Origin of the sequence: Vibrio sp. A1-b2 (assembly GCF_021726015.1) — a bacterium.
Lineage (GTDB): Bacteria > Pseudomonadota > Gammaproteobacteria > Enterobacterales > Vibrionaceae > Vibrio > Vibrio diazotrophicus.
The window spans coordinates 105,971-125,102 of record NZ_JAKKCI010000001.1 but is presented as its reverse complement, the minus strand read 5'-3'; the positions used below and the strand labels follow the sequence as shown (position 1 = coordinate 125,102).

Annotated in this window: 12 protein-coding genes; 9 read left to right on the top strand and 3 right to left on the bottom strand. The window is 43.4% G+C overall.

Annotated features, from left to right (window positions below; all coding sequences use genetic code 11):
• The first annotated feature begins 71 nt into the window (after positions 1–71).
• From L3V23_RS00525 to nhaA, 4 genes are all read left to right on the top strand, one after another.
• Positions 72–743 carry an ABC transporter ATP-binding protein gene (locus L3V23_RS00525; RefSeq protein WP_042487774.1) on the top strand — a complete coding sequence of 224 codons (672 nt, stop codon included), beginning with the start codon at positions 72–74 and terminating at the stop codon, positions 741–743.
• A complete protein-coding gene (locus tag L3V23_RS00520; RefSeq protein ID WP_237291780.1) occupies positions 724–3,177 on the top strand; it encodes an ABC transporter permease in 2,454 nt (817 codons plus the stop codon). The genes L3V23_RS00525 and L3V23_RS00520 overlap by 20 nt, the downstream gene beginning before the upstream one ends.
• Positions 3,177–4,301, top strand: a complete 1,125-nt coding sequence (locus L3V23_RS00515; protein WP_237291779.1) for a lipocalin-like domain-containing protein — start codon at positions 3,177–3,179, stop codon at positions 4,299–4,301. Before L3V23_RS00520 ends, L3V23_RS00515 begins: the two co-directional genes overlap by 1 nt.
• Before the next feature lie 280 nt (positions 4,302–4,581).
• Entirely contained in the window at positions 4,582–5,733 is a 1,152-nt protein-coding gene (gene nhaA / locus L3V23_RS00510; protein ID WP_042487769.1) for a Na+/H+ antiporter NhaA, read from the top strand.
• 120 nt (positions 5,734–5,853) lie between these two features.
• Here nhaA and L3V23_RS00505 read toward each other — a convergent pair whose 3' ends face one another.
• Both L3V23_RS00505 and L3V23_RS00500 read right to left on the bottom strand, forming a co-directional pair.
• A complete protein-coding gene (locus L3V23_RS00505) occupies positions 5,854–6,471 on the bottom strand; it encodes an OmpA family protein (protein WP_042487768.1) in 618 nt (205 codons plus the stop codon).
• Positions 6,472–6,473: 2 nt separating this feature from the next.
• A complete protein-coding gene (locus L3V23_RS00500; RefSeq protein ID WP_042487766.1) occupies positions 6,474–7,787 on the bottom strand; it encodes a TolC family outer membrane protein in 1,314 nt (437 codons plus the stop codon).
• A 350-nt stretch (positions 7,788–8,137) separates the two neighbouring features.
• Between L3V23_RS00500 and L3V23_RS00495 the strand changes: the two genes are divergently transcribed.
• The 4 genes from L3V23_RS00495 to nspC all read left to right on the top strand — a co-directional run bounded on the left by L3V23_RS00495 (position 8,138) and on the right by nspC (position 17,151).
• The gene (locus tag L3V23_RS00495; protein WP_102965931.1) at positions 8,138–11,197 is read left to right on the top strand and encodes a VCBS domain-containing protein; all 3,060 of its coding nucleotides are present in this window, start codon (positions 8,138–8,140) and stop codon (positions 11,195–11,197) included.
• A 549-nt stretch (positions 11,198–11,746) separates the two neighbouring features.
• On the top strand, positions 11,747–14,632 hold the full coding sequence (locus L3V23_RS00490) for a pyridoxal phosphate-dependent class III aminotransferase (RefSeq protein WP_102965930.1): 2,886 nt from the start codon (positions 11,747–11,749) through the stop codon (positions 14,630–14,632).
• 13 nt (positions 14,633–14,645) lie between these two features.
• Positions 14,646–15,890, top strand: coding sequence for a carboxynorspermidine synthase (locus tag L3V23_RS00485; protein WP_102963360.1), 1,245 nt, complete (start codon positions 14,646–14,648; stop codon positions 15,888–15,890).
• Between the two features lie 127 nt (positions 15,891–16,017).
• Positions 16,018–17,151, top strand: a complete 1,134-nt coding sequence (gene nspC / locus L3V23_RS00480; protein ID WP_102965929.1) for a carboxynorspermidine decarboxylase — start codon at positions 16,018–16,020, stop codon at positions 17,149–17,151.
• 104 nt (positions 17,152–17,255) lie between these two features.
• Here nspC and L3V23_RS00475 read toward each other — a convergent pair whose 3' ends face one another.
• On the bottom strand, positions 17,256–17,768 hold the full coding sequence (locus L3V23_RS00475; protein WP_042487752.1) for an ACT domain-containing protein: 513 nt from the start codon (positions 17,766–17,768) through the stop codon (positions 17,256–17,258).
• Positions 17,769–18,097: 329 nt separating this feature from the next.
• On the opposite strand from L3V23_RS00475, the gene L3V23_RS00470 reads away from it, so the two are divergent.
• Positions 18,098–19,114 carry a TRAP transporter substrate-binding protein gene (locus L3V23_RS00470; protein ID WP_102953070.1) on the top strand — a complete coding sequence of 339 codons (1,017 nt, stop codon included), beginning with the start codon at positions 18,098–18,100 and terminating at the stop codon, positions 19,112–19,114.
• The last annotated feature ends 18 nt before the right edge of the window (positions 19,115–19,132 follow it).

Below are 19,132 nucleotides of genomic sequence, written 5' to 3'. Positions count from 1 at the left end.
CGCAAAATACTTCCTACTGAAAGGGAATTAGTGTAGATTCTGAGTCCAATTTTAGTCTACGGTGATGATTGATGTTACAGCTGGTAAACCTGAGCAAAGGATATGTAGATGGTGGTGAATTCCATCCTGTGCTGCAGGGCGCTGAACTGACGATTCATCAAGGCGATCAACTGGCTCTAATGGGCGAAAGCGGTTCTGGTAAAAGTACGCTGTTAAACCTTATTGCTGGCTTAGACGTTGTGGACTCCGGTGAAATTTGGTTCCCAGATTTCGCGATGCACAATACTTCAGAATTCCAAAGAACGGCTTATCGTCGTAACAACATCGGTCATATTTTCCAGCAGTTTAACCTCCTACCTACGCTTAATATTGCTGATAACATCCGTTTTTGCCGTCAGCTAAAAGGCTTACCAGAAGATACCGGATTATGGCGTCAGATCATTTCTGCGCTTGATCTAATGCCACTGTTAGGTCGATATCCTGAAGAGGCGTCGGGCGGTCAGCAGCAAAGGGCTGCTATTGCACGTGCGTTATATATGGAACCGAAAATCCTGCTAGCTGATGAACCTACAGGTAGTTTAGATGAACGTAACGCAGAAGCGGTCATGAGACTCCTGACGACACTGGCAAGACAGCTTAAATGTACGCTGTTTCTTGTGACCCACAGTGAGAAAGTCGCAAAGCATATGGAAGGATGTATTCGTCTTCAAGGAGGACACCTTCATGTTATGGCCCGTAGTTAAAGCACTACTCGGTCATTATCGTCGTTATCCTCTGCAGATCATCCTCGTCTGGTTTGGTCTTACTCTTGGTATTTCTCTTCTTGTTGGTGTTACAGCGATTAACCAACACGCTCGTCAAAGTTATGAAAGTGGTGAAAAGCTTTTTGCCAACCCTTTGCCTTACCGCATTCGTACGAAACAAGTCGCCAATAAAATTCCCCAAGGTTTCTATATCCAATTACGCCGTGATGGTTTCCATCAATGTGTTCCTTTTGACAGCTACCGCTTTACAACAAAACTCGGTACGGACGTGACGTTGCTTGGCATTGATCCGCTAGCTGTTGTTCCTGTGATGGGTAAAAAAACACTGAGCGAAATCAGCGCACTAAAACTGATGCAACCACCTTATCCGGTTATGGTTGGGCAAGAGCTAGCTGCTCACCAAGGCTGGGAAGATGGCGATATGATTCAATTGCATGATGGTGAACAACTTGGTCCGTTGCTTATTGATCGTCAGGGGATGGTGAGTGGCACTCGTTTAGTTTCTGATATGTCTTTGGTTCGACAACTGAAGAAAAGCTCCGGTTTCTCAGTTATTGCATGCGGCTCCATGCCTGACGAAAAACTTGAAAAACTGGCGGCTAGTTTGCCAAATGGCATGATTTTAGTTCGCAGTACACGTTCAGAATTGGAATCTCTTACTAAAGCTTTCCACATGAATCTGACGGCGATGGGCATGCTATCTTTCTTGGTCGGGTTGTTTATTTTCTACCAAGCGATGTCTCTTTCGCTTATACAGCGCCAGCGTTTAGTTGGTATGTTACGCCAAACCGGCGTGAATGGCTGGCAACTGGCGCAGGCTCTGATGCTCGAACTCTTTGCGTTAGTGTTTGTAAGCTGGATTTGCGGTAATGGCTTAGGTCTCTTATTGGCAAACAAGTTAATTCCTTCCGTGTCTGTCAGTCTGGCCGATTTGTACAACGCGAATGTAGGTCTTTCGATCCAGTGGGATTGGGAGTGGAGCAGTTACAGTTTGCTTATGGCGGTGTGCGGTGCTTTTGCTTCTTGCGCTTGGCCGCTGGTACGTTTATTAAAATCTCAGCCTATTCGTTTAAGTACTCGTTTGTCGCTTGCAAGATTTGCCGGTTCCGAATTCAGTATTCAGGCCTTTATAGGTGGCGCTCTAGCTGTCGCTGCCATCGCCATTTATCAAGCGCCAAAAACACAATCATCGGGCTATACAATTATTGCTTTAATGTTAGTGAGTGCCGCGCTGTTTACCCCATTCGTTATCTGGAAGCTGTTTAATAGCTTTTCCTACAGCTTACGTTGGGTAAAAGCTCGCTGGTTTTTTGCCGATGCAGCGGCAAGTATGAGCTATCGTGGTGTTGCTACCATGGCATTTATGATTGCCATGGCAGCCAATATTGGTGTGGTTACTATGGTGGGTAGCTTTCGAGATACGACTGATAAGTGGCTTAATCAGCGATTAGCCGCAGATATGTATCTGTATCCGACTAACAGCTCAGCCTCTATGATCAGTGGCTGGTTAAGTAATCAGGCTGAAGTGAAAAACGTATGGTGGCGTTGGGAAAGAGAATTTCCTTCCAACAAAGGTACCTTGCAAGTCGTGAGCACGGGTGATTCCGAAGGTGAGGCGAACTCATTGACGGTGAAACTGGGTGTTCCTAACTACTGGTACTACTTGCATCACTCTAAAGGCATCATGATCAGTGAATCTATGGCCATCAAACTGAACCTGAAACCGGGCGATACGGTAGATCTCTCTGAGCCTCTTGGCGCTGGCTGGCAAATTGTCGGTGTTTATTATGATTATGGTAACCCTTACAACCAAGTCATGATGTCACATGCGAACTGGTTACACGCTTTTGCAGGCACCGGTGATGTCGCTTTAGCTATTGTTTTGAATGAAGGCGCAGTCGGTGAGAAGCTGAATAGTCGTCTGCATTCGGCTTTCCACCTTGATGCTGAACGACTCATGGATAACAGCGCGATTCACCGTCAGGCAATGCGCGTTTTTGACCGTACATTTGTGATTGCTGATACCTTAGGCAACATTACTTTGCTTATCGCAGTATGCGGAATCTTTTTTGCAACATTGGCTGGTGAACTTTCTCGCCAGAAACACATTGCATTGCTTCGTTGTTTAGGGGTGTCTGGAAAAGAATTGGTTGGCTTAGGTGCATTACAATTGTTTGTTTTTGGTTTGATATCGATGCTGATTGCGATGCCACTAGGCTTAGGTCTGGCGAAACTGGTTATAGATGTGGTGATTCGTCACTCTTTTGGTTGGACAATGGAACTGATAGTTTCTCCTATAACCTATGTAAAAACGGCCATTCTTTCGATGCTAGCGCTGATCGTTGCAGGAGCTCTGCCTATTATCCGTTTACTTCGTAAGTCACCGATGAAGTCATTGAGGGACGCTTTGTAATGAAAGTTCGAGTCAGCCTCAAATATTTGATTGGTTTCTTAATCCTTGCCGCAATAGTTTCCATAGCGAGTATTGTTTTTCGCGATTACAAATTTGAAGACGATGTGGAACCAAACCGTGAGTTAAGCTCGCTTTTGTCTGCGGATGTGAAGCGTGCTTTCGCGCCAGTGTTACCTAACAATCCTGTCGTTTTACCGGACGATTCTTCATTTCATCCGCAGCATCAGCATGAGTGGTTCCATTTTTTTGCTAATGTGCGTGACAAAAAAGGTCATCCTTACTCTGTTCAGTGGAGCTATTTCCGTATTGCTCATGACGAGCGAGTCGAGGAACTCGGCTGGTTAAACTCACAAGTTTATTTCTCATCGGTAGTGATATCGACCGGCAGAAAGATTTGGCGAGAGCAGCGTGTTGCCCGCGGTGGTATTGGTCAAGCTGGAGTGAGTGCTTTGCCACTGCGCATGTGGATTGATGATTGGACTTGGCGATCGCTGGGTAGAAATCCTTTCCCCGGGCATCTTGATGTTAAAACGGACACGTTTAGTTTATCGTTATACAGTGATTTGGATGGTCCGTACGTGCTACCCGGAGAACAAGGCTTTCAAACAAAACACGAGACAGAACCTACAGCGACTTACAATCTGCAAGCACCATTTCTTAAGGTTTATGGTCAGTTGAAGTTGACGAAAGAGACTGACCCGATAGCCGTTGAAGGCACTGCTTTCATGAGCAAAGAGTGGGGCACAGGTTTGATGTCGAATACGCAACAGGGTTGGGACAAGTTTGTCTTGAAACTGGATGACGACACCACTTTGTCAGTAAATCGTTATCGACATGACGAAGAGCTTCCATATCTGTTTGGTAGCTTATCTTCAAAAGAAAAAACCATCGTTTTAGATAACAAAGACATTGTTATCCTGCCCCTCAACAAAACTGTCATTGAGGGGGGGAGAGTAATGCCTTTGGAATGGCGTATCATGGTGCCAAGATACAATATCGACCTGAAGACAGCGCCAGTGAACAAACAATCTTGGTTGCCTTTCATTGTTCCTTACTGGGAAGGGTCAATAAATACCACTGGTTCTGATATCGCACACGGCTATATGCAGTTAACGGGTTATTAACTGTTGTGTGAAAATGAATATTTAAAAGGAGCTAATGCTCCTTTTTCCATATCAGGAGGTGAGATATTTCAATAACTAACTTTGTTTAGACCATTAATTCTTTCCTATACTTACCAAATAGCAATTAATACGGAATATATGTGCGAAAAGTTCATTTGTTTCGGAAAATCCGATGTGTTGAGTCATTACAAGCGATTGTTCAAGAATGTTCTAAAGTACTAAACTCCTGTGTATCTGTTCTGATTCATGTATCGACATAACGAAATTATAAGGACGATAAATGACTGATATCATTCGCGACTTTTTAAAAATGGAGTCTGCTGGTGGCATAATTCTGGTAATTGCAGCAGCTGTGGCTATGGTAATTGCCAATTCTCCGCTTAATGAGTTCTACCAAGCGGGTCTTCACACATACATTTTGGGGATGTCTGTTTCACACTGGATCAACGATGGCTTGATGGCTATTTTCTTCCTGTTGATCGGTCTTGAGGTAAAACGCGAGTTGCTTGAGGGGGCTCTGAAATCGCGTGAAACTGCCATTTTCCCGGCAATCGCTGCCGTAGGTGGTATGCTTGCCCCTGCACTTATTTATGTCATGTTTAACATTTCAAACGAAACGGCGATTCAAGGTTGGGCTATTCCTGCCGCAACGGATATCGCATTTGCTCTGGGTATCATGGCGTTACTGGGTAGTCGTGTTCCAATCAGTTTGAAAGTGTTCTTGCTTGCTTTGGCAATTATTGATGACTTGGGTGTTGTCGTGATTATTGCACTGTTTTACAGCGGTGACTTATCTACGATGGCGTTGGCCGTTGGCTTCCTAATGACGGCAGTACTGTTTTTTATGAATGCTAAGCATGTGACCAAGATTAGCGCTTACTTGATCGTTGGTTTCATTCTTTGGGTAGCGGTATTGAAGTCCGGTGTTCACGCAACATTAGCAGGTGTCGTGATTGGTTTCTCTATTCCACTGAAAGGAAAAGATAAAGAGCATTCACCGCTTAAGCACTTAGAACATGGTCTTCATTCCTACGTAGCTTTCGGTATTTTACCTCTGTTCGCATTCGCTAACGCAGGTATTTCTCTTGAAGGTGTTTCCCTGAGTGGTCTGGCTCAAGCTCTGCCGCTAGGTGTAGCGTTAGGTCTGTTTATTGGTAAACCGTTAGGTATCTTTAGCTTCAGCTGGGTTGCGGTAAAACTTGGTATTGCAAAATTACCAGAAGGCGTGGGTATGAGACATATTTTCGCCGTGTCTGTGCTGTGTGGTATCGGTTTTACTATGTCGATCTTCATTTCATCGCTGGCGTTTGGCGCTGACTTCGTGAATTTCGATACTTATGCTCGTCTTGGTATCTTGATGGGTTCAACCTTGGCAGCGGTCGTCGGTTACTTCTTGTTGAGTGTTTCATTGCCAAAGAAAAAATCAGCATAATCGAAGAAGTATAGCTATCGATTTATGCTGAAAATAGAAAGCCCCTCGACTCAGTCTGAGGGGCTTTTCTGTTTGTATCTGAATACATCTAAATATTAAGCGACCAGTATGTTGATTATCCTAGCGCTTTTGGAGTGTTGAGAATATGGTCCATTCTTCGACAACTTTTTCCTTTAGACCGACCACAGTTGCAGTGACTTTTCGGTTTACTGCATGCGCCGCAGGATCATCGCCTTCATCCTCTAAACGACTTTCACCATACCCAACAATTCTGACTCGGTTAGGGCTGATATCATAGGAAAGAAGTTTTTGCTCAACGGCTTCTGCCCGTTTTTTCGATAGCTCCAAATTGTATTCATCTGTACCCACTTTGCTGGTGTAGCCTTGGATTTCAATGGATGCAGATTTGTATATCTTCAAAAAATCCGCCATGGTTTGAATCTGGCTGGCGAAGACGGGGTTAATCTCATAGGAGTCATTAGCAAACAAAATACGCAGTTGACGTTGGTCTTGTGCGCGTCTTACTTCCCCACAACCATCATTATCCACTTCAGAACCCGAAGGTGTTCCAGGACAAATGTCGCGACCATTGACTACACCATCTTGGTCATCATCTTGTAGATCGGCAATTTGGTTGGCCGTAGGTGTTGCCATGTATTCGTACTCTTCAGCACTATAAACTGACATCGATAGGGTAAGACCAGCGAGTATTGCTAGTGATAGAATGTTCTTCTTCATAATTAATACTCCACTTCCTTGGTCCACTCTTCGGGAACATCAACCAAAAGCGCGTCTATTAATACGCCAGTCGCGTTCATCACACGATACTTGGCGTACTGTTCAGAATAGTGAGCATCGAGGTATTCTTTGCGAGCTTCAAACAGCTCATTTTCGGTGTTCAATAAGTCTAGTAAGGTTCGTTGGCCAATGCCGTATTGTTTTTCGTACGCAATAACCGTTTGTGCCGCAGAGTCTACATGGTCAGCAAGGAAGTTTTTCTGCTGGAGTGTTAAATCCAACGCACTCCAAGACAACCGTAAGCTCTCTTCTATTTGACGATAAGCGCTATCTCGTAAGTCTTTTGCTTTATTCAGTTGATAAGCTGAACTTTCACTACGGTCGCTATCGCTGCCGCCGTTATAAAGGTTATATCTCATCCGCAGCATCGCCACGGTTTCATCCGCATCACCTTCATAACCACCTGCATCGTCTCGCCATGTTTGACGAGCTTCGATGGAAAAGGTGGGGTAGTAAGGAGCTTTAGATTGCTTGTATTGGAATCGAGCAGCATCTACATCTGTTTTGGCAATTTTGATCACAGGGTGTTTATCAAATGCCTCGACTAACGCATCTGAGAGGGACAAAGGAATCTTAGATTCATCGGCGCGAGGGTAAATTAACCCTAGTGGCTCTTGTCCTACTAAGCGGCGAAACTGGGTATGAGTATCAAAAAGGTTGTTTTGAGCCGCAAGCAGGTTGCCTTGAGCTTTGGCAATACGAGCTTCTACTTGAGTTAAATCTGCCGTTGAGCCTACACCTGAGTCGACTCGCTTTTTAATGTCGCGATAAATGTCTATGTGAACCGCTAGGTTACTTTCCGAAAGGGCGAGAATTTCTGTCGCTTTCACTGCGTTTAGATAAACGTCGGTTACCTGTAGCGCCAAGTTCGATGCATCATCTAACAGTTGTAATCTCGTGGATTCAGCTTCAGCGGCCGTTCTATCCATATCGTTAAGCGTACCATTACCATCCCATAACAATTGATTAAGGATGATGCTTGCTTCTTTTCTGGTGAGGTCGGTATCTTCACGTCCACTTGTTGATGCCGGACGAATACCTTCGTACCCAATACCTGCATCTAAGTCGATAGTTGGCAGGTACTTTCCTCCTGACGCCTTGCTGTCATTCACTGTACTGACGTATTGATTGTAGCTAGCCTTGATATCAGGATTATTTGAAAAAGCGATTGCCACTGCTTGCTCGAGTGTTTGTGCGTGAGCAGAGGCGGAAGCCAGTATCAAACATCCTGTTAAGAATGAAAGGTTCCGTTTCACTATGAAGCTCCTTAAGTATGGAATTATCTCTTACTCGACCATTGAGATACTTCATTTTGTAGGTGGCGAGCGTCCAAAGGTCATGCCTTAGTTTAAGCAAGCTTAGTTTATAAAATAGGATTTTGTGAGTTTAGTTCAAGAAAGTACCAATGATAATTTTCCTTATATATTGAAACCTTAGTTGATGTTTGGTTCTTCACTCTACTAAATGAGTTGAATGTGCAATTAGCCATTACTAATGTTAAAGCATGAAAAACCGCTCACGCAGTGGCGTGTGAACACCTGAGAAGAAGCAAAATGTATAGAGGGTGCTCATACGTGTTATCGATACGCACATAGGGAATAGGCTCATGAATGCACGTACACTCAGCCAGTTTATGTTAGCTAACATAACTTTGGTCATTGATAGGCAAGGTCAAATTCGAGAACTTATCGCTGGTGCTCAGCCTGCTCCCGGTGAGGTTGTTGTTACCGTTGGAGATGGTGCTAATCCTCAAGTCACTGCTCAAGAAGTTTTGGGTGATGAAGGTCAAACCCCACTTAATCTCGATTTTGATGCAGAGATTGCGAACATCATTGCTCAATTAGAGGATGGTGTAGACCCAACATTGAATCCGGATCAGGCAACTGCGGCTGGTGGAACTAATGGTTCTGCTCTGGGCACTAGTGGTACGGTTATCATGCAACTGGCAAGCCTAATTGCTGCAACTGCTTTTAGTACAGAAGGTTTTGCCAGAAGTAGTCTTAGTCAGACAGAAAGTTTGAATGAAGATTTGGTGCAAGATGAGCCGCCAACAATTGCGACAACTCCGTTTGCTGTAGAAGATGTTCCTAATATCCTGCCGGTTTTTACTGAAAGTGAATACACTTCTGAAGACGCAGAAGATGACAATTACTTTGTTGATGATTCTGAAGAAGGTGGAGATACAAACTATAGCTACTATTTCACTTATCAGGAAAATTCACCTACTGGCGCTGTCGTCGGGCAAGTCGCCGCTACTGATGTCGATAGTGATGACGCAACATTGACCTATGAAATCACAAACAATGTTACGGTAACTATAGATGGTGTTGACTACGATGCGTATGGTATCGATAGCAATGGCAACATCTACCTTACCAACGAAGGAGCTCAGGCATTCACTAATGATTTTGAAGATGAATCAGGTGAAGGTGGTTTAGCTGATAACTCACATACCATAGAAGTGACAGTGACTGATATCAACGGTGGAAGTGCAATTGCCACTGTCTATCTTGAAGAGTCGAATCAAGTTAGCGGTTCATATGTTTTAGAAGAAGTTAATGAAACAGATTCACCAGTAATGGTAGATATAGCAGTTCAAGTGCCTGAAGCCGGTGATATTCCTGAGTTTGTTCTCGGTGCATATGCGCCTACGAGTGTTAATCAAGTTGGTGATTTCAGTTTGCCAGATGGCTTTGATAATCCGGAAGATTTCGGTACGTTGACTTATACAGAAAGTGGTTGGAAGTTTGAGGCAAGTGATGCTTTTAACAGCATGAACACTGGTGACTCATTAACCTTATCTTTTGAAGTTACATCAGATGATGGAGCAACTCACAAAGTTGATGTGAAAATTAATGGTACTAATGATGCTCCGGTCTTTGAGGGGACAATTTATACCGACGCAACTTCTGAGGATGGATATAATCCAGGCAACTCTTTCGACGAAGCTGAAGCTGTTGAAGGAGAAGATCCTACTATTGCGACATATAGTTTTTACTACGACGAAAATAGCGATAAAGATGACGTAATTGGTAAAGTTCAGGCTTCCGATGTTGATAATGAAAACTTGATCTACGCTATCACCGAAAATATTTCCGTCACAGTAGATAATCAAGCTTTTGATTTATATGAGATTAACCCCGAAACAGGTGAAATTAGTCTTACGGCCTTAGCTGCTGAGCTGTATGCCAATTACGAAGATGCAGATAATGACCACCAAATTACTGTATCTGTTAGAGATGTATTTGGTGAAGAAGGTAGCGAGACTTATGGTGAACCCGTTTATGCAACGGTTAATTTATACGAACGCAATGTGAACGAGGCTCCGAAAGGTGAAGACTTCACTGTAAGTGTTGGTAGTGAAAGCGATTATATTCAGGTGGTATTTGAAACTGGTGTAAACACTGAGGGAGACCATATTTCGGACGAGGATGTTGATTTCTTCTCGCAAAATCCTACCTATAGAGCTGGCTATGAGCCTGAGTCAGATTCACAGCATGACGCAAACCAAGATTTATACTCTAACCAAACGTTGTCTATTTATTTAACAGCGCTACCTGAATACGGCAGTTTGTATGTTAAAGATGGTGATAGCTACACAAGAATAGAAGACTCTAACTTATATGGTGCTGTTGATGCGACAGCATACGACCCTAATTCTATTTATTACAAAGCTGATGACCCTTCAGACTTTACAATGAGTATTGATAACGTAGAAGAAGCGGGGGCTGGGGTTTATTCTTTTAAACTTGTTAATGGCGCCGTTGTTACAGTATCTGCGACTAGTACGCATGGTGATAATAAAGGTCAGGTAACTTTAGAAACGAATCCCGGGAATTCAGAAAATAACCAAGGTATTGGTTTCGGTGTAGATAGTGGTAATGGTATTGGTAGCGGCGAAACCCTTATTTTTGATTTAAGTGATAATCCTCTTTACTCAGTAGATTTCGGAATCGATGGCTTAAATAGCAATCATATGGCCACCGTAGTATATACCTACCTTGATGGTACCTCTTCAGAGCCATACAATTACGGAAATGGTTCATTAAGTCAAAGCTCCGAAGGGGTCTATTCTGTTTCAGATGATAACCCTATTGTTCGAATAGAGTTTTATCCTTCTGAACATACGAATGGTGGTAATTCTGGCTCTAATTATGTTGTTACTTATATATCAGGTGAAGAAGCGGTTGTTAATGACCCTACATTTGAGTACACGGTAGTTGATTCTGAAGGGGCGATGCCTGTAGATGAGGATGATAACGTAGTTACTTACGAGGTAACTTTAGATGTCGAAAACGGGGTCAATATCGTTTATGCAGATACTGGTGACGATACGCTTGAAGGAGATGATCGTTCTAATATCTTCACTTGGCTTGATTCTGCTCTAGATAATAGTACTGATATCATCAAAAACTTTGAGTTTGGGGTCGATAAGGTTGATCTAACCTCAATATTAGATGATGACACAGAAACGACGGACATCAGCGACCTTTTAGGCAAAGTGACTATCAGTTCCGTTGATAACGAAGATGTCGTGTTGACAGTGGAGCATGGAGCTAGTGAGTCTCAAACAATTATCATTGAGGACATATATGCTGATATTGCAGGTATGGAAGCAGCAGATATATTAAATAGCCTTGTAAAAGTGAATACAGAAACAGTATAAATTTTGTGAAAGCATTTACCCCAAGCCCTTGCCAAGCAGGGGCTTTTCTTTATCTCGAATTCAGTACCAATTATTTGCTCAATATTATGTGTTTGATTTGTAATAAAGAGCATTATTTTCACATGATTTCATATTGCAAAAAGCCACTGTTTTATGTTAATTTCCGCCCCAATCTCAGACAGAGTTTCTGGGGGATACGCGTAATGACCATTCAGGCTGATTGTGACATTACGTAGGGTAGGTATCAGTAAGTCCTTTTACTGATAGACGGGATACTCTTGCTGTGGGAACAGCATGTGAATGGGATACCCAACATTGATTTCATTTAAACTACAACCACGAATCAGCTTTGTACTTCCAGAATGCCCTGTTTATCAAGACAGCAGCATTACAGAACCTTGAACCTCTGATTTAGTTAATCGTCATCAATCTGATGACCCGTATTCCGTATTTGCTTAATGCATTCGGAATTTTTTGCTATTTGTCATTTCTCTCTTTTATTGACGTGTGGGAAATGAACGGAAATTATTATTTTTCAAGGTGATGAAGATGAGTACAGCCTTTGAAGTCGATAACACTATCGCAACCATTATGTCTAACCAAATTCCAGTACTAGACGGATTGTATGATCTGACTCCGGATGAAGTGTTGCTTGACCAAGCTGCGCATGAATCAGAAGTTCGTTCTTACCCACGTCGTCTACCTATCGCTATTAAACAAGCTTATGGCTGTTTAGTAGAAGATACACGTGGCCAAATCTTCCTAGATTGTTTGGCGGGTGCGGGTACTCTGGCTTTAGGTTACAACCATCCAGAGATTAACCAAGCGCTTAAGCAACAGCTTGATTCTGGTTTGCCATATCAAACACTTGATATTCCAACAAAATCTAAAACTGACTTTATTAAAGCAGTAAAAGGTTTTCTCCCTTCTGAACTTGGTGACGACTGTGTTATTCAGTTCTGTGGTCCATCTGGTGCAGACGCTGTTGAAGCGGCGATTAAGCTCGCTAAACAGACAACTGGTCGTAATACCATGTTTGCGTTCCGTGGTGCGTACCATGGTATGACTAACGGTACTATGGGTATGATGGGTAACCTGAACACGAAAGCTCGTCGTACTGGTTTGATGTCAGATGTTCACTTTATGCCTTTCCCATACAGCCTACGTTGTCCGTTTGGCCTAGGTGGCGAAGAAGGCGCGAAAGCGAGCATTCGTTACATTGAACGTCTTCTGAACGACGACGAAGCTGGCATCATGAAACCTGCTGCGATTATCGTTGAGCCAGTTCAAGGTGAAGGCGGTGTTATCCCAGCTCCTGCACATTTCCTACGTGAACTACGTCGTATCTGTGATGAGCACGGTATTCTATTGATCTTTGATGAGATCCAATGTGGTGTAGGTAAATCTGGCTACAACTTCGCGTTTGAAGAAGCGGGAATTATTCCAGACGTACTATGTCTATCTAAAGCGATTGGTGGCGGTCTACCAATGGCGATTCTGGTTATCAACAAAAAGTTTGATACATGGAAACCAGGTGAGCACACCGGTACTTTCCGTGGTAACCAGCTAGCTATGGTGTCAGGTGCTAAAGCACTAGAAATCATCACTCGTGATAACCTCGTAGAACACGCAAACATTGCGGGCCAATATCTACGTATGGGGTTAGAGAAAATTCAAAGCCGCGTAAACTGCGTTGCAGAAGTACGTGGTAAAGGTTTGATGCTAGGTCTTGAAATTCAAGATCCAAGCGGCGAGCTAAACAAGTTCGGTGAGCCAAAATCTGCACCGCAATTAACACTGGCTATTCAACGTGCGGCTCTTGAGCGTGGTTTGATGGTAGAGAAAGGTGGTCGTGACGGTTCGGTTATTCGTTTCCTTCCGCCATTGATTATCTCTTTCGAGCAAATCGACTTCGCACTACGTACGCTAGAAGAAGCAATTCTTGCTGCTGGTGGCGGTCATAAAGACCCAGAGCCAAGCAACCAAGAGTGGAAGAAGCACTTCATCCACACAGGTTCAATGGGCAGCGCAGAATTTGCACGTGTAATGAACCACACAACTGCTGCAATGAAAGCGGTATTTGAAGAAGTGAACGCGCCATATTCTGGTATGAATCCAAAAGCGTTGGAAGAAGCCATTTATGCGGTTGATCTTGATAACAAGAACGCGTCACTAAAAGAAGTGATTTCAGACACTGCAGAGCTAGTGGTTAAGAACTCAATTATGGTTCAACACCCTGACTGTATTGCTCACTTACATACACCACCATTGATGCCATCTGTTGTGGCAGAAACGATTATTGGTTCTCTAAACCAATCAATGGATTCATGGGATCAATCTTCTGCAGCGACATTCGTTGAGCAGAAAGTGGTTGATTGGATGTGTGAGAAGTACGAGCTAGGCGCTAAAGCTGACGGTATCGTAACGAGCGGTGGTACGCAAAGTAACCAGATGGGTCTAATGTTGGCTCGTGACTGGATTGCGGACAAACTAAGCGGTCACTCTATTCAGAAGCTAGGTCTACCTGATTACGCAGACAAACTACGTATTATTTGTTCTAAGAAGTCACACTTCACAGTACAAAAATCAGCATCTTGGATGGGTCTTGGTGAGAAAGCGATTCTTGCTGTAGACGCGCTTCCAAACGGCACTATGGATGTAACAAAACTAGAAGCTGCGGTTGAACAAGCTAAAGCTGAAGGTTTGATTCCATTTGCAGTTGTAGGTACTGCGGGTACTACTGACCACGGTGCTATCGATGATTTAGCGACGATTGCTGATGTTGCAGAGAAACACGACCTATGGATGCACGTAGACGGTGCATACGGCGGTGCGTTGATTCTAAGCAGCCACAAAGGCCGTTTGAAAGGCGTAGAACGTGCACAGTCAGTAAGCGTAGACTTCCACAAATTGTTCTTCCAAACAATCAGCTGTGGTGCGCTACTTCTAAACGATAAAAACAATTTCAAGTACCTGCTTCACCATGCAGACTACTTGAACCGTGAGCATGACACTCTGCCAAACTTGGTTGATAAGTCTATCTCTACGACAAAACGCTTTGATGCCTTGAAAGTGTTTATGACGATGCAAAACGTCGGTCCTAAACAACTAGGCGCAATGTACGACCATTTGTTAGACCAAACTCTACAAGTGGCTGATTTGGTTCGTCAGCATAAAGCCTTCGAGCTTTTGGCTGAACCATCTTTGTCTACCGTGTTATTCCGCGCGGTTGACAGCCAAGCGACAGATTTCGATGAGCTTAACAAAGCAGTTCGAATGGAAGCGCTGGTACGTGGTATCGCAGTACTAGGCGAAACCATTGTGGATGGCAAAACTGCCTTGAAATTCACAATCTTGAACCCATGCTTGAAGATTTCGGACTTCGAATCTCTACTGGCTAAAATTGAAACTCTAGCGTCAGAGCTAGCGAAATAAAGGTAACGGATAAATGTCAATTCTACAGATTGGTGCGGGCGGTGTTGGTTGGGTTGTCGCGCATAAAGCAGCTCAAAACAACGACGTGCTGGGTGATATTACCATTGCTTCTCGTTCTATCGGGAAGTGTGAGAAGATCATTGAATCGATTAAGGGTAAAAATAACTTAAAAGATTCTACTAAGAAGCTAGAAGCTCGTGCAGTTAACGCAGATGACATTGAGTCATTAGTTGCGTTGATTGAAGAAGTGAAGCCTGATTTAGTGATTAACGCTGGCCCTCCTTGGGTCAATGTTCCAATTATGGAAGCGTGTTATCAGGCAAAAGTATCTTACTTAGATACATCGGTGGCTGTTGACCTTTGCTCTGAAGGTCAGCAAGTACCAGAAGCTTATGATCCGCAATGGGCTTTCCGCGAAAAGTTCAAACAAGCAGGCATCACAGGTATTCTTGGCGCTGGTTTCGATCCGGGTGTTGTTAGTGTGTTTGCTGCCTATGCGGCGAAGCATCTGTTCGATGAAATCGACACTATCGACGTTATGGACATCAACGCGGGTGATCACGGTAAGAAGTTCGCAACCAACTTTGACCCAGAAACGAACATGCTTGAAATCCAAGGTGATTCTTTCTATTGGGAAGAGGGTGAGTGGAAAACCGTTCCTTGTCATACTCGTATGCTGGAATTCGATTTTCCAAAATGTGGTCCGTTCAAAGTGTACTCAATGGCACACGATGAAGTTCGTTCTCTAAAAGAATTCATTCCTGCAAAACGCATTGAATTCTGGATGGGCTTCGGCGACCGCTACTTGAACTACTTCAACTGCATGCGTGACATTGGTTTGCTAAGCCCTGAACCGTTAACTCTACAAGACGGTACGGTTGTGCAACCTCTGCAAGTTCTGAAAGCCATGCTACCAGACCCGACCTCTTTGGCTCCGGGTTACACTGGTTTAACCTGTATCGGTACTTGGGTTCAAGGTAAGAAGAATGGTGAGCAACGCAGTGTATTTATCTACAACAATGCAGACCACGAAGTGGCTTACAAAGATGTAGAGCATCAAGCAATTGCTTACACTACTGGTGTTCCAGCAATTACTGCTGCATTGCAATTCTTCCGTGGTGAATGGGCTGATTCAGGCGTGTTCAACATGGAACAGCTTAATCCGGATCCGTTCCTAGAAACTATGCCATCTATTGGTTTGAACTGGGAAGTTCTTGAACTTCAACCAGCTCAGCCAGAGATTCATATCCTTAAATAATCCACCTCTTATGAGAGGGTAGATGGATAGTTAATAGTTGAAGACAGCCGTCACTCAGGTGATGGCTGTTTTTTCCATTTTGCGATTGATGAAGTGTTGCTAAGGCAATACGCAGGAAATAAACAAGATGCAAAAGAGTGAATTGAAAACTCCTTACTTTATGATTGATGAGTCAAAACTGATCGCCAATTTGGAAATTGCAAAACGTCTGAAAGAAATTTCAGGTGTAAAATTGGTATTGGCGCTGAAGTGTTTCTCAACTTGGGGCGTTTTCGACATTATTAAGCCTTACCTAGATGGAACAACCAGTTCTGGCCCATTTGAAGTGAAACTTGGCTATGAAACTTTTGGCGGTGAAACTCACGCATACAGCGTAGGTTACAGCGAAGATGACGTTAAAGAAGTAGCAGACATCTGTGACAAGATGATCTTCAACTCACAGTCTCAACTTTCTGCATACCGTCACCTTGTGGAAGGCAAAGCGTCAATCGGTTTGCGCCTTAACCCAGGTGTCAGCTACGCAGGTCAAGACCTTGCTAACCCAGCACGTAAATTCTCTCGCCTTGGTGTTCAGGCAGACCACGTTGACGGATCGGTATTCGATACGATTAATGGTGTTATGTTCCACATGAACTGTGAAAACAAAGATGTGGATGCCTTCATCGGCTTGCTGGATTCTATTTCAGAGCGTTTTGGTGAATACCTAAACAAACTGGATTGGGTGAGCATGGGCGGCGGCGTATTCTTTACATGGCCAGGTTACGATGTAGAAAAACTGGGTCTAGCGCTTAAAGCATTTTCTGAAAAACACGGTGTGCAACTATACCTAGAGCCAGGCGAAGCGGTAATCACTAAGACCACTGACCTTGTGGTAACGGTTGTTGATATCGTCGAAAACGGCATGAAGACAGCGATTGTTGACTCTGCGACCGAAGCACACCGTCTAGATACACTTATCTACAATGAGCCTGCTTCAGTACTGGAAGCAATTGAATCTGGCGAGCATGAATACGTGATTGGTTCATGTTCATGTTTGGCTGGTGATCAATTCTGTATCGCTAAGTTTGATCAGCCACTACAAATTGGTCAGAAGCTTCATATCTTGGACAGTGCGGGTTACACCATGGTGAAACTGAACTGGTTCAATGGCTTGAAGATGCCTTCTGTTTACTGCGAGCGCAGTAATGGCGACATTCAAAAATTGAACGAGTTTGGCTACCAAGACTTCAAACGTTCGCTTTCTCAATGGTCTGTTAAATAAGACTTATCGAGCAATAAAAAACCACCCATTTCTTAAAAGAGAAAGGGTGGTTTTTTTATGCAGATCAGTTTTATAAGTCAGCTGATCTTATGATTCAAATAAGTTTATGACTCAACGATAACACGAGTATCTTCGCTTAAAGATTCCAGCTCGCTGACCACATCATTCAATTGACGTTCAACAGGTAAACGCACAGCTAAGTTTGCAGTAAATAAGCTAGAGCTTACGCCACCGCCGCCAGCGATAAACACGCGCTGACAATCCATATCCAGAATCTGCACTTCTTGTTCATCAAGAACATGGGTGATCTCGTTAACTACGCCGTAGCGGTCGTTAGAATCAATACGAAGTTGGTATATTTTATCTTCGAGTTGTACGTGTTCAGCAACATCGACAATTTTTACCAGCAGATCAGGTGTGGCATAAAATGCTTCTTTGACGACATCTGCATTTTCTTCTGGTATTTCAATTTTGATAACAGCAGCAACTTGGTCTTCAATAAAATTCACTTTGCTAATAAGCCACTTACCACTTTTTTCATTTGTCGCAGCGGCCAAAGATTTGATTGTTGAGGGTGTTGCTTTTCCTACGAAACTTACAATAAAGGTACAAGTCATATACGGCCTCCGAACATCATTACAAAATCACTTTTCTATTTGAGTTTAGGCGTTATATGTGTTCGAGACTTGACCAAGGTCAATTTTTTGATGTCGCGATATTCTAATAATTTCATTTATTTAACCCTCTGCACATTTGTTCAGGGCAATACCCGCCAAACCTGTTAATGGCTTCCTTATAAAAATAAGAAGTTTGTTAATTAATGTTTAAATCCTGTGATCATCCGCATAGACTTTTAGTAACAGTTACCGGTAACATTAAGGCTCAAGGTTACCGGTAACATAAAAATATAATCCGGTATTTACGTGAAGCAAATAAGGATAGACAAATGAAAGCTATGACGAGAACGCTTATCGCTACTGCTGTGACGGGCCTAGTGTCCATGTCAGCGATGGCGGCTGATTTCAAACTGAAAATTCAGTCTTCAGATCCATCGGGTGACCGCAATTTCCAAATTCAGCAAGTATGGGCTGATAACGTTGAAAAAATGTCTGGTGGACGTATCGACATTGACTTGTTACCTGTTGGTGCAGTGGTAAAACATACAGAAACTCTAAGCTCAATCAAAATGGGTATTCTTGATGGCCACGTAACTGCTACTGAGTTCTTCTCTGGTCAAGATCCAGCATTCGGCCTATTAGGTAACATGGTTGGCGCTTGGTCTGACACGACTCAACTTCTTCAATACATGAACTACGGCGGTGGTAACGAGCTTCTAACTGAGCTTTACAAACCTTACGGCGTTAAGTTCGTTGGTGCATCGACTACGGGTGTTGAATCTCTCGTTTCTAAAAAGCCGCTTGATAGCGTTGCTGATCTGAAAGGTCTGAAACTACGTGCTCCAGAAGGTCTGGTTCAACAAGTTTTTGCAGCAGCAGGTGCAACGCCAGTTAACCTACCGGGTTCAGAAGTATTCACTGGTCTAAGCAAAGGCGTTATTGATGCTGCGGACTACACAGTATTCTCTACAAACCAAAAAGCGGGTATGAACGATGTAGCGGCTCACCCAGTTCAACCTGGTTTCCACTCTCTACCGTTGATCGATATCTCTATTAGTCAGAAGAAATGGGACAAGATGCCTGAAGATTTGCAACAAATCCTCAAGACATCTGTACGTGATTTCTCTTACGACATTACGACACAGTTAAAAATTGCTGACCAAGCGGCAGTAAAAGAAGCGAACGCGAATCCAAACATCACGATTCACAACTGGTCAGATGAAGAGCGCAAGAAGTTCCGTTCTATCGCTCGTGAACAATGGAAAGTATTTGCTGAGCGTTCACCAAATGCACAAAAGGTTTACGAATCAGTGACTACGTTCCTAGAGAAGAACGACCTACTGTAATCGAAGTACTTCCTTTAT

Coding starts and splice junctions, on each gene's coding strand:
- nspC (WP_102965929.1), top strand. CDS start 16,018: ATGCAAAAGAGTGAATTGAAAACTCCTTACTTTATGATTGATGAGTCA.
- nhaA (WP_042487769.1), top strand. CDS start 4,582: ATGACTGATATCATTCGCGACTTTTTAAAAATGGAGTCTGCTGGTGGC.
- L3V23_RS00525 (WP_042487774.1), top strand. CDS start 72: ATGTTACAGCTGGTAAACCTGAGCAAAGGATATGTAGATGGTGGTGAA.
- L3V23_RS00495 (WP_102965931.1), top strand. CDS start 8,138: ATGAATGCACGTACACTCAGCCAGTTTATGTTAGCTAACATAACTTTG.
- L3V23_RS00475 (WP_042487752.1), bottom strand. CDS start 17,768: ATGACTTGTACCTTTATTGTAAGTTTCGTAGGAAAAGCAACACCCTCA.
- L3V23_RS00490 (WP_102965930.1), top strand. CDS start 11,747: ATGAGTACAGCCTTTGAAGTCGATAACACTATCGCAACCATTATGTCT.
- L3V23_RS00470 (WP_102953070.1), top strand. CDS start 18,098: ATGAAAGCTATGACGAGAACGCTTATCGCTACTGCTGTGACGGGCCTA.
- L3V23_RS00505 (WP_042487768.1), bottom strand. CDS start 6,471: ATGAAGAAGAACATTCTATCACTAGCAATACTCGCTGGTCTTACCCTA.
- L3V23_RS00515 (WP_237291779.1), top strand. CDS start 3,177: ATGAAAGTTCGAGTCAGCCTCAAATATTTGATTGGTTTCTTAATCCTT.
- L3V23_RS00485 (WP_102963360.1), top strand. CDS start 14,646: ATGTCAATTCTACAGATTGGTGCGGGCGGTGTTGGTTGGGTTGTCGCG.
- L3V23_RS00520 (WP_237291780.1), top strand. CDS start 724: ATGTTATGGCCCGTAGTTAAAGCACTACTCGGTCATTATCGTCGTTAT.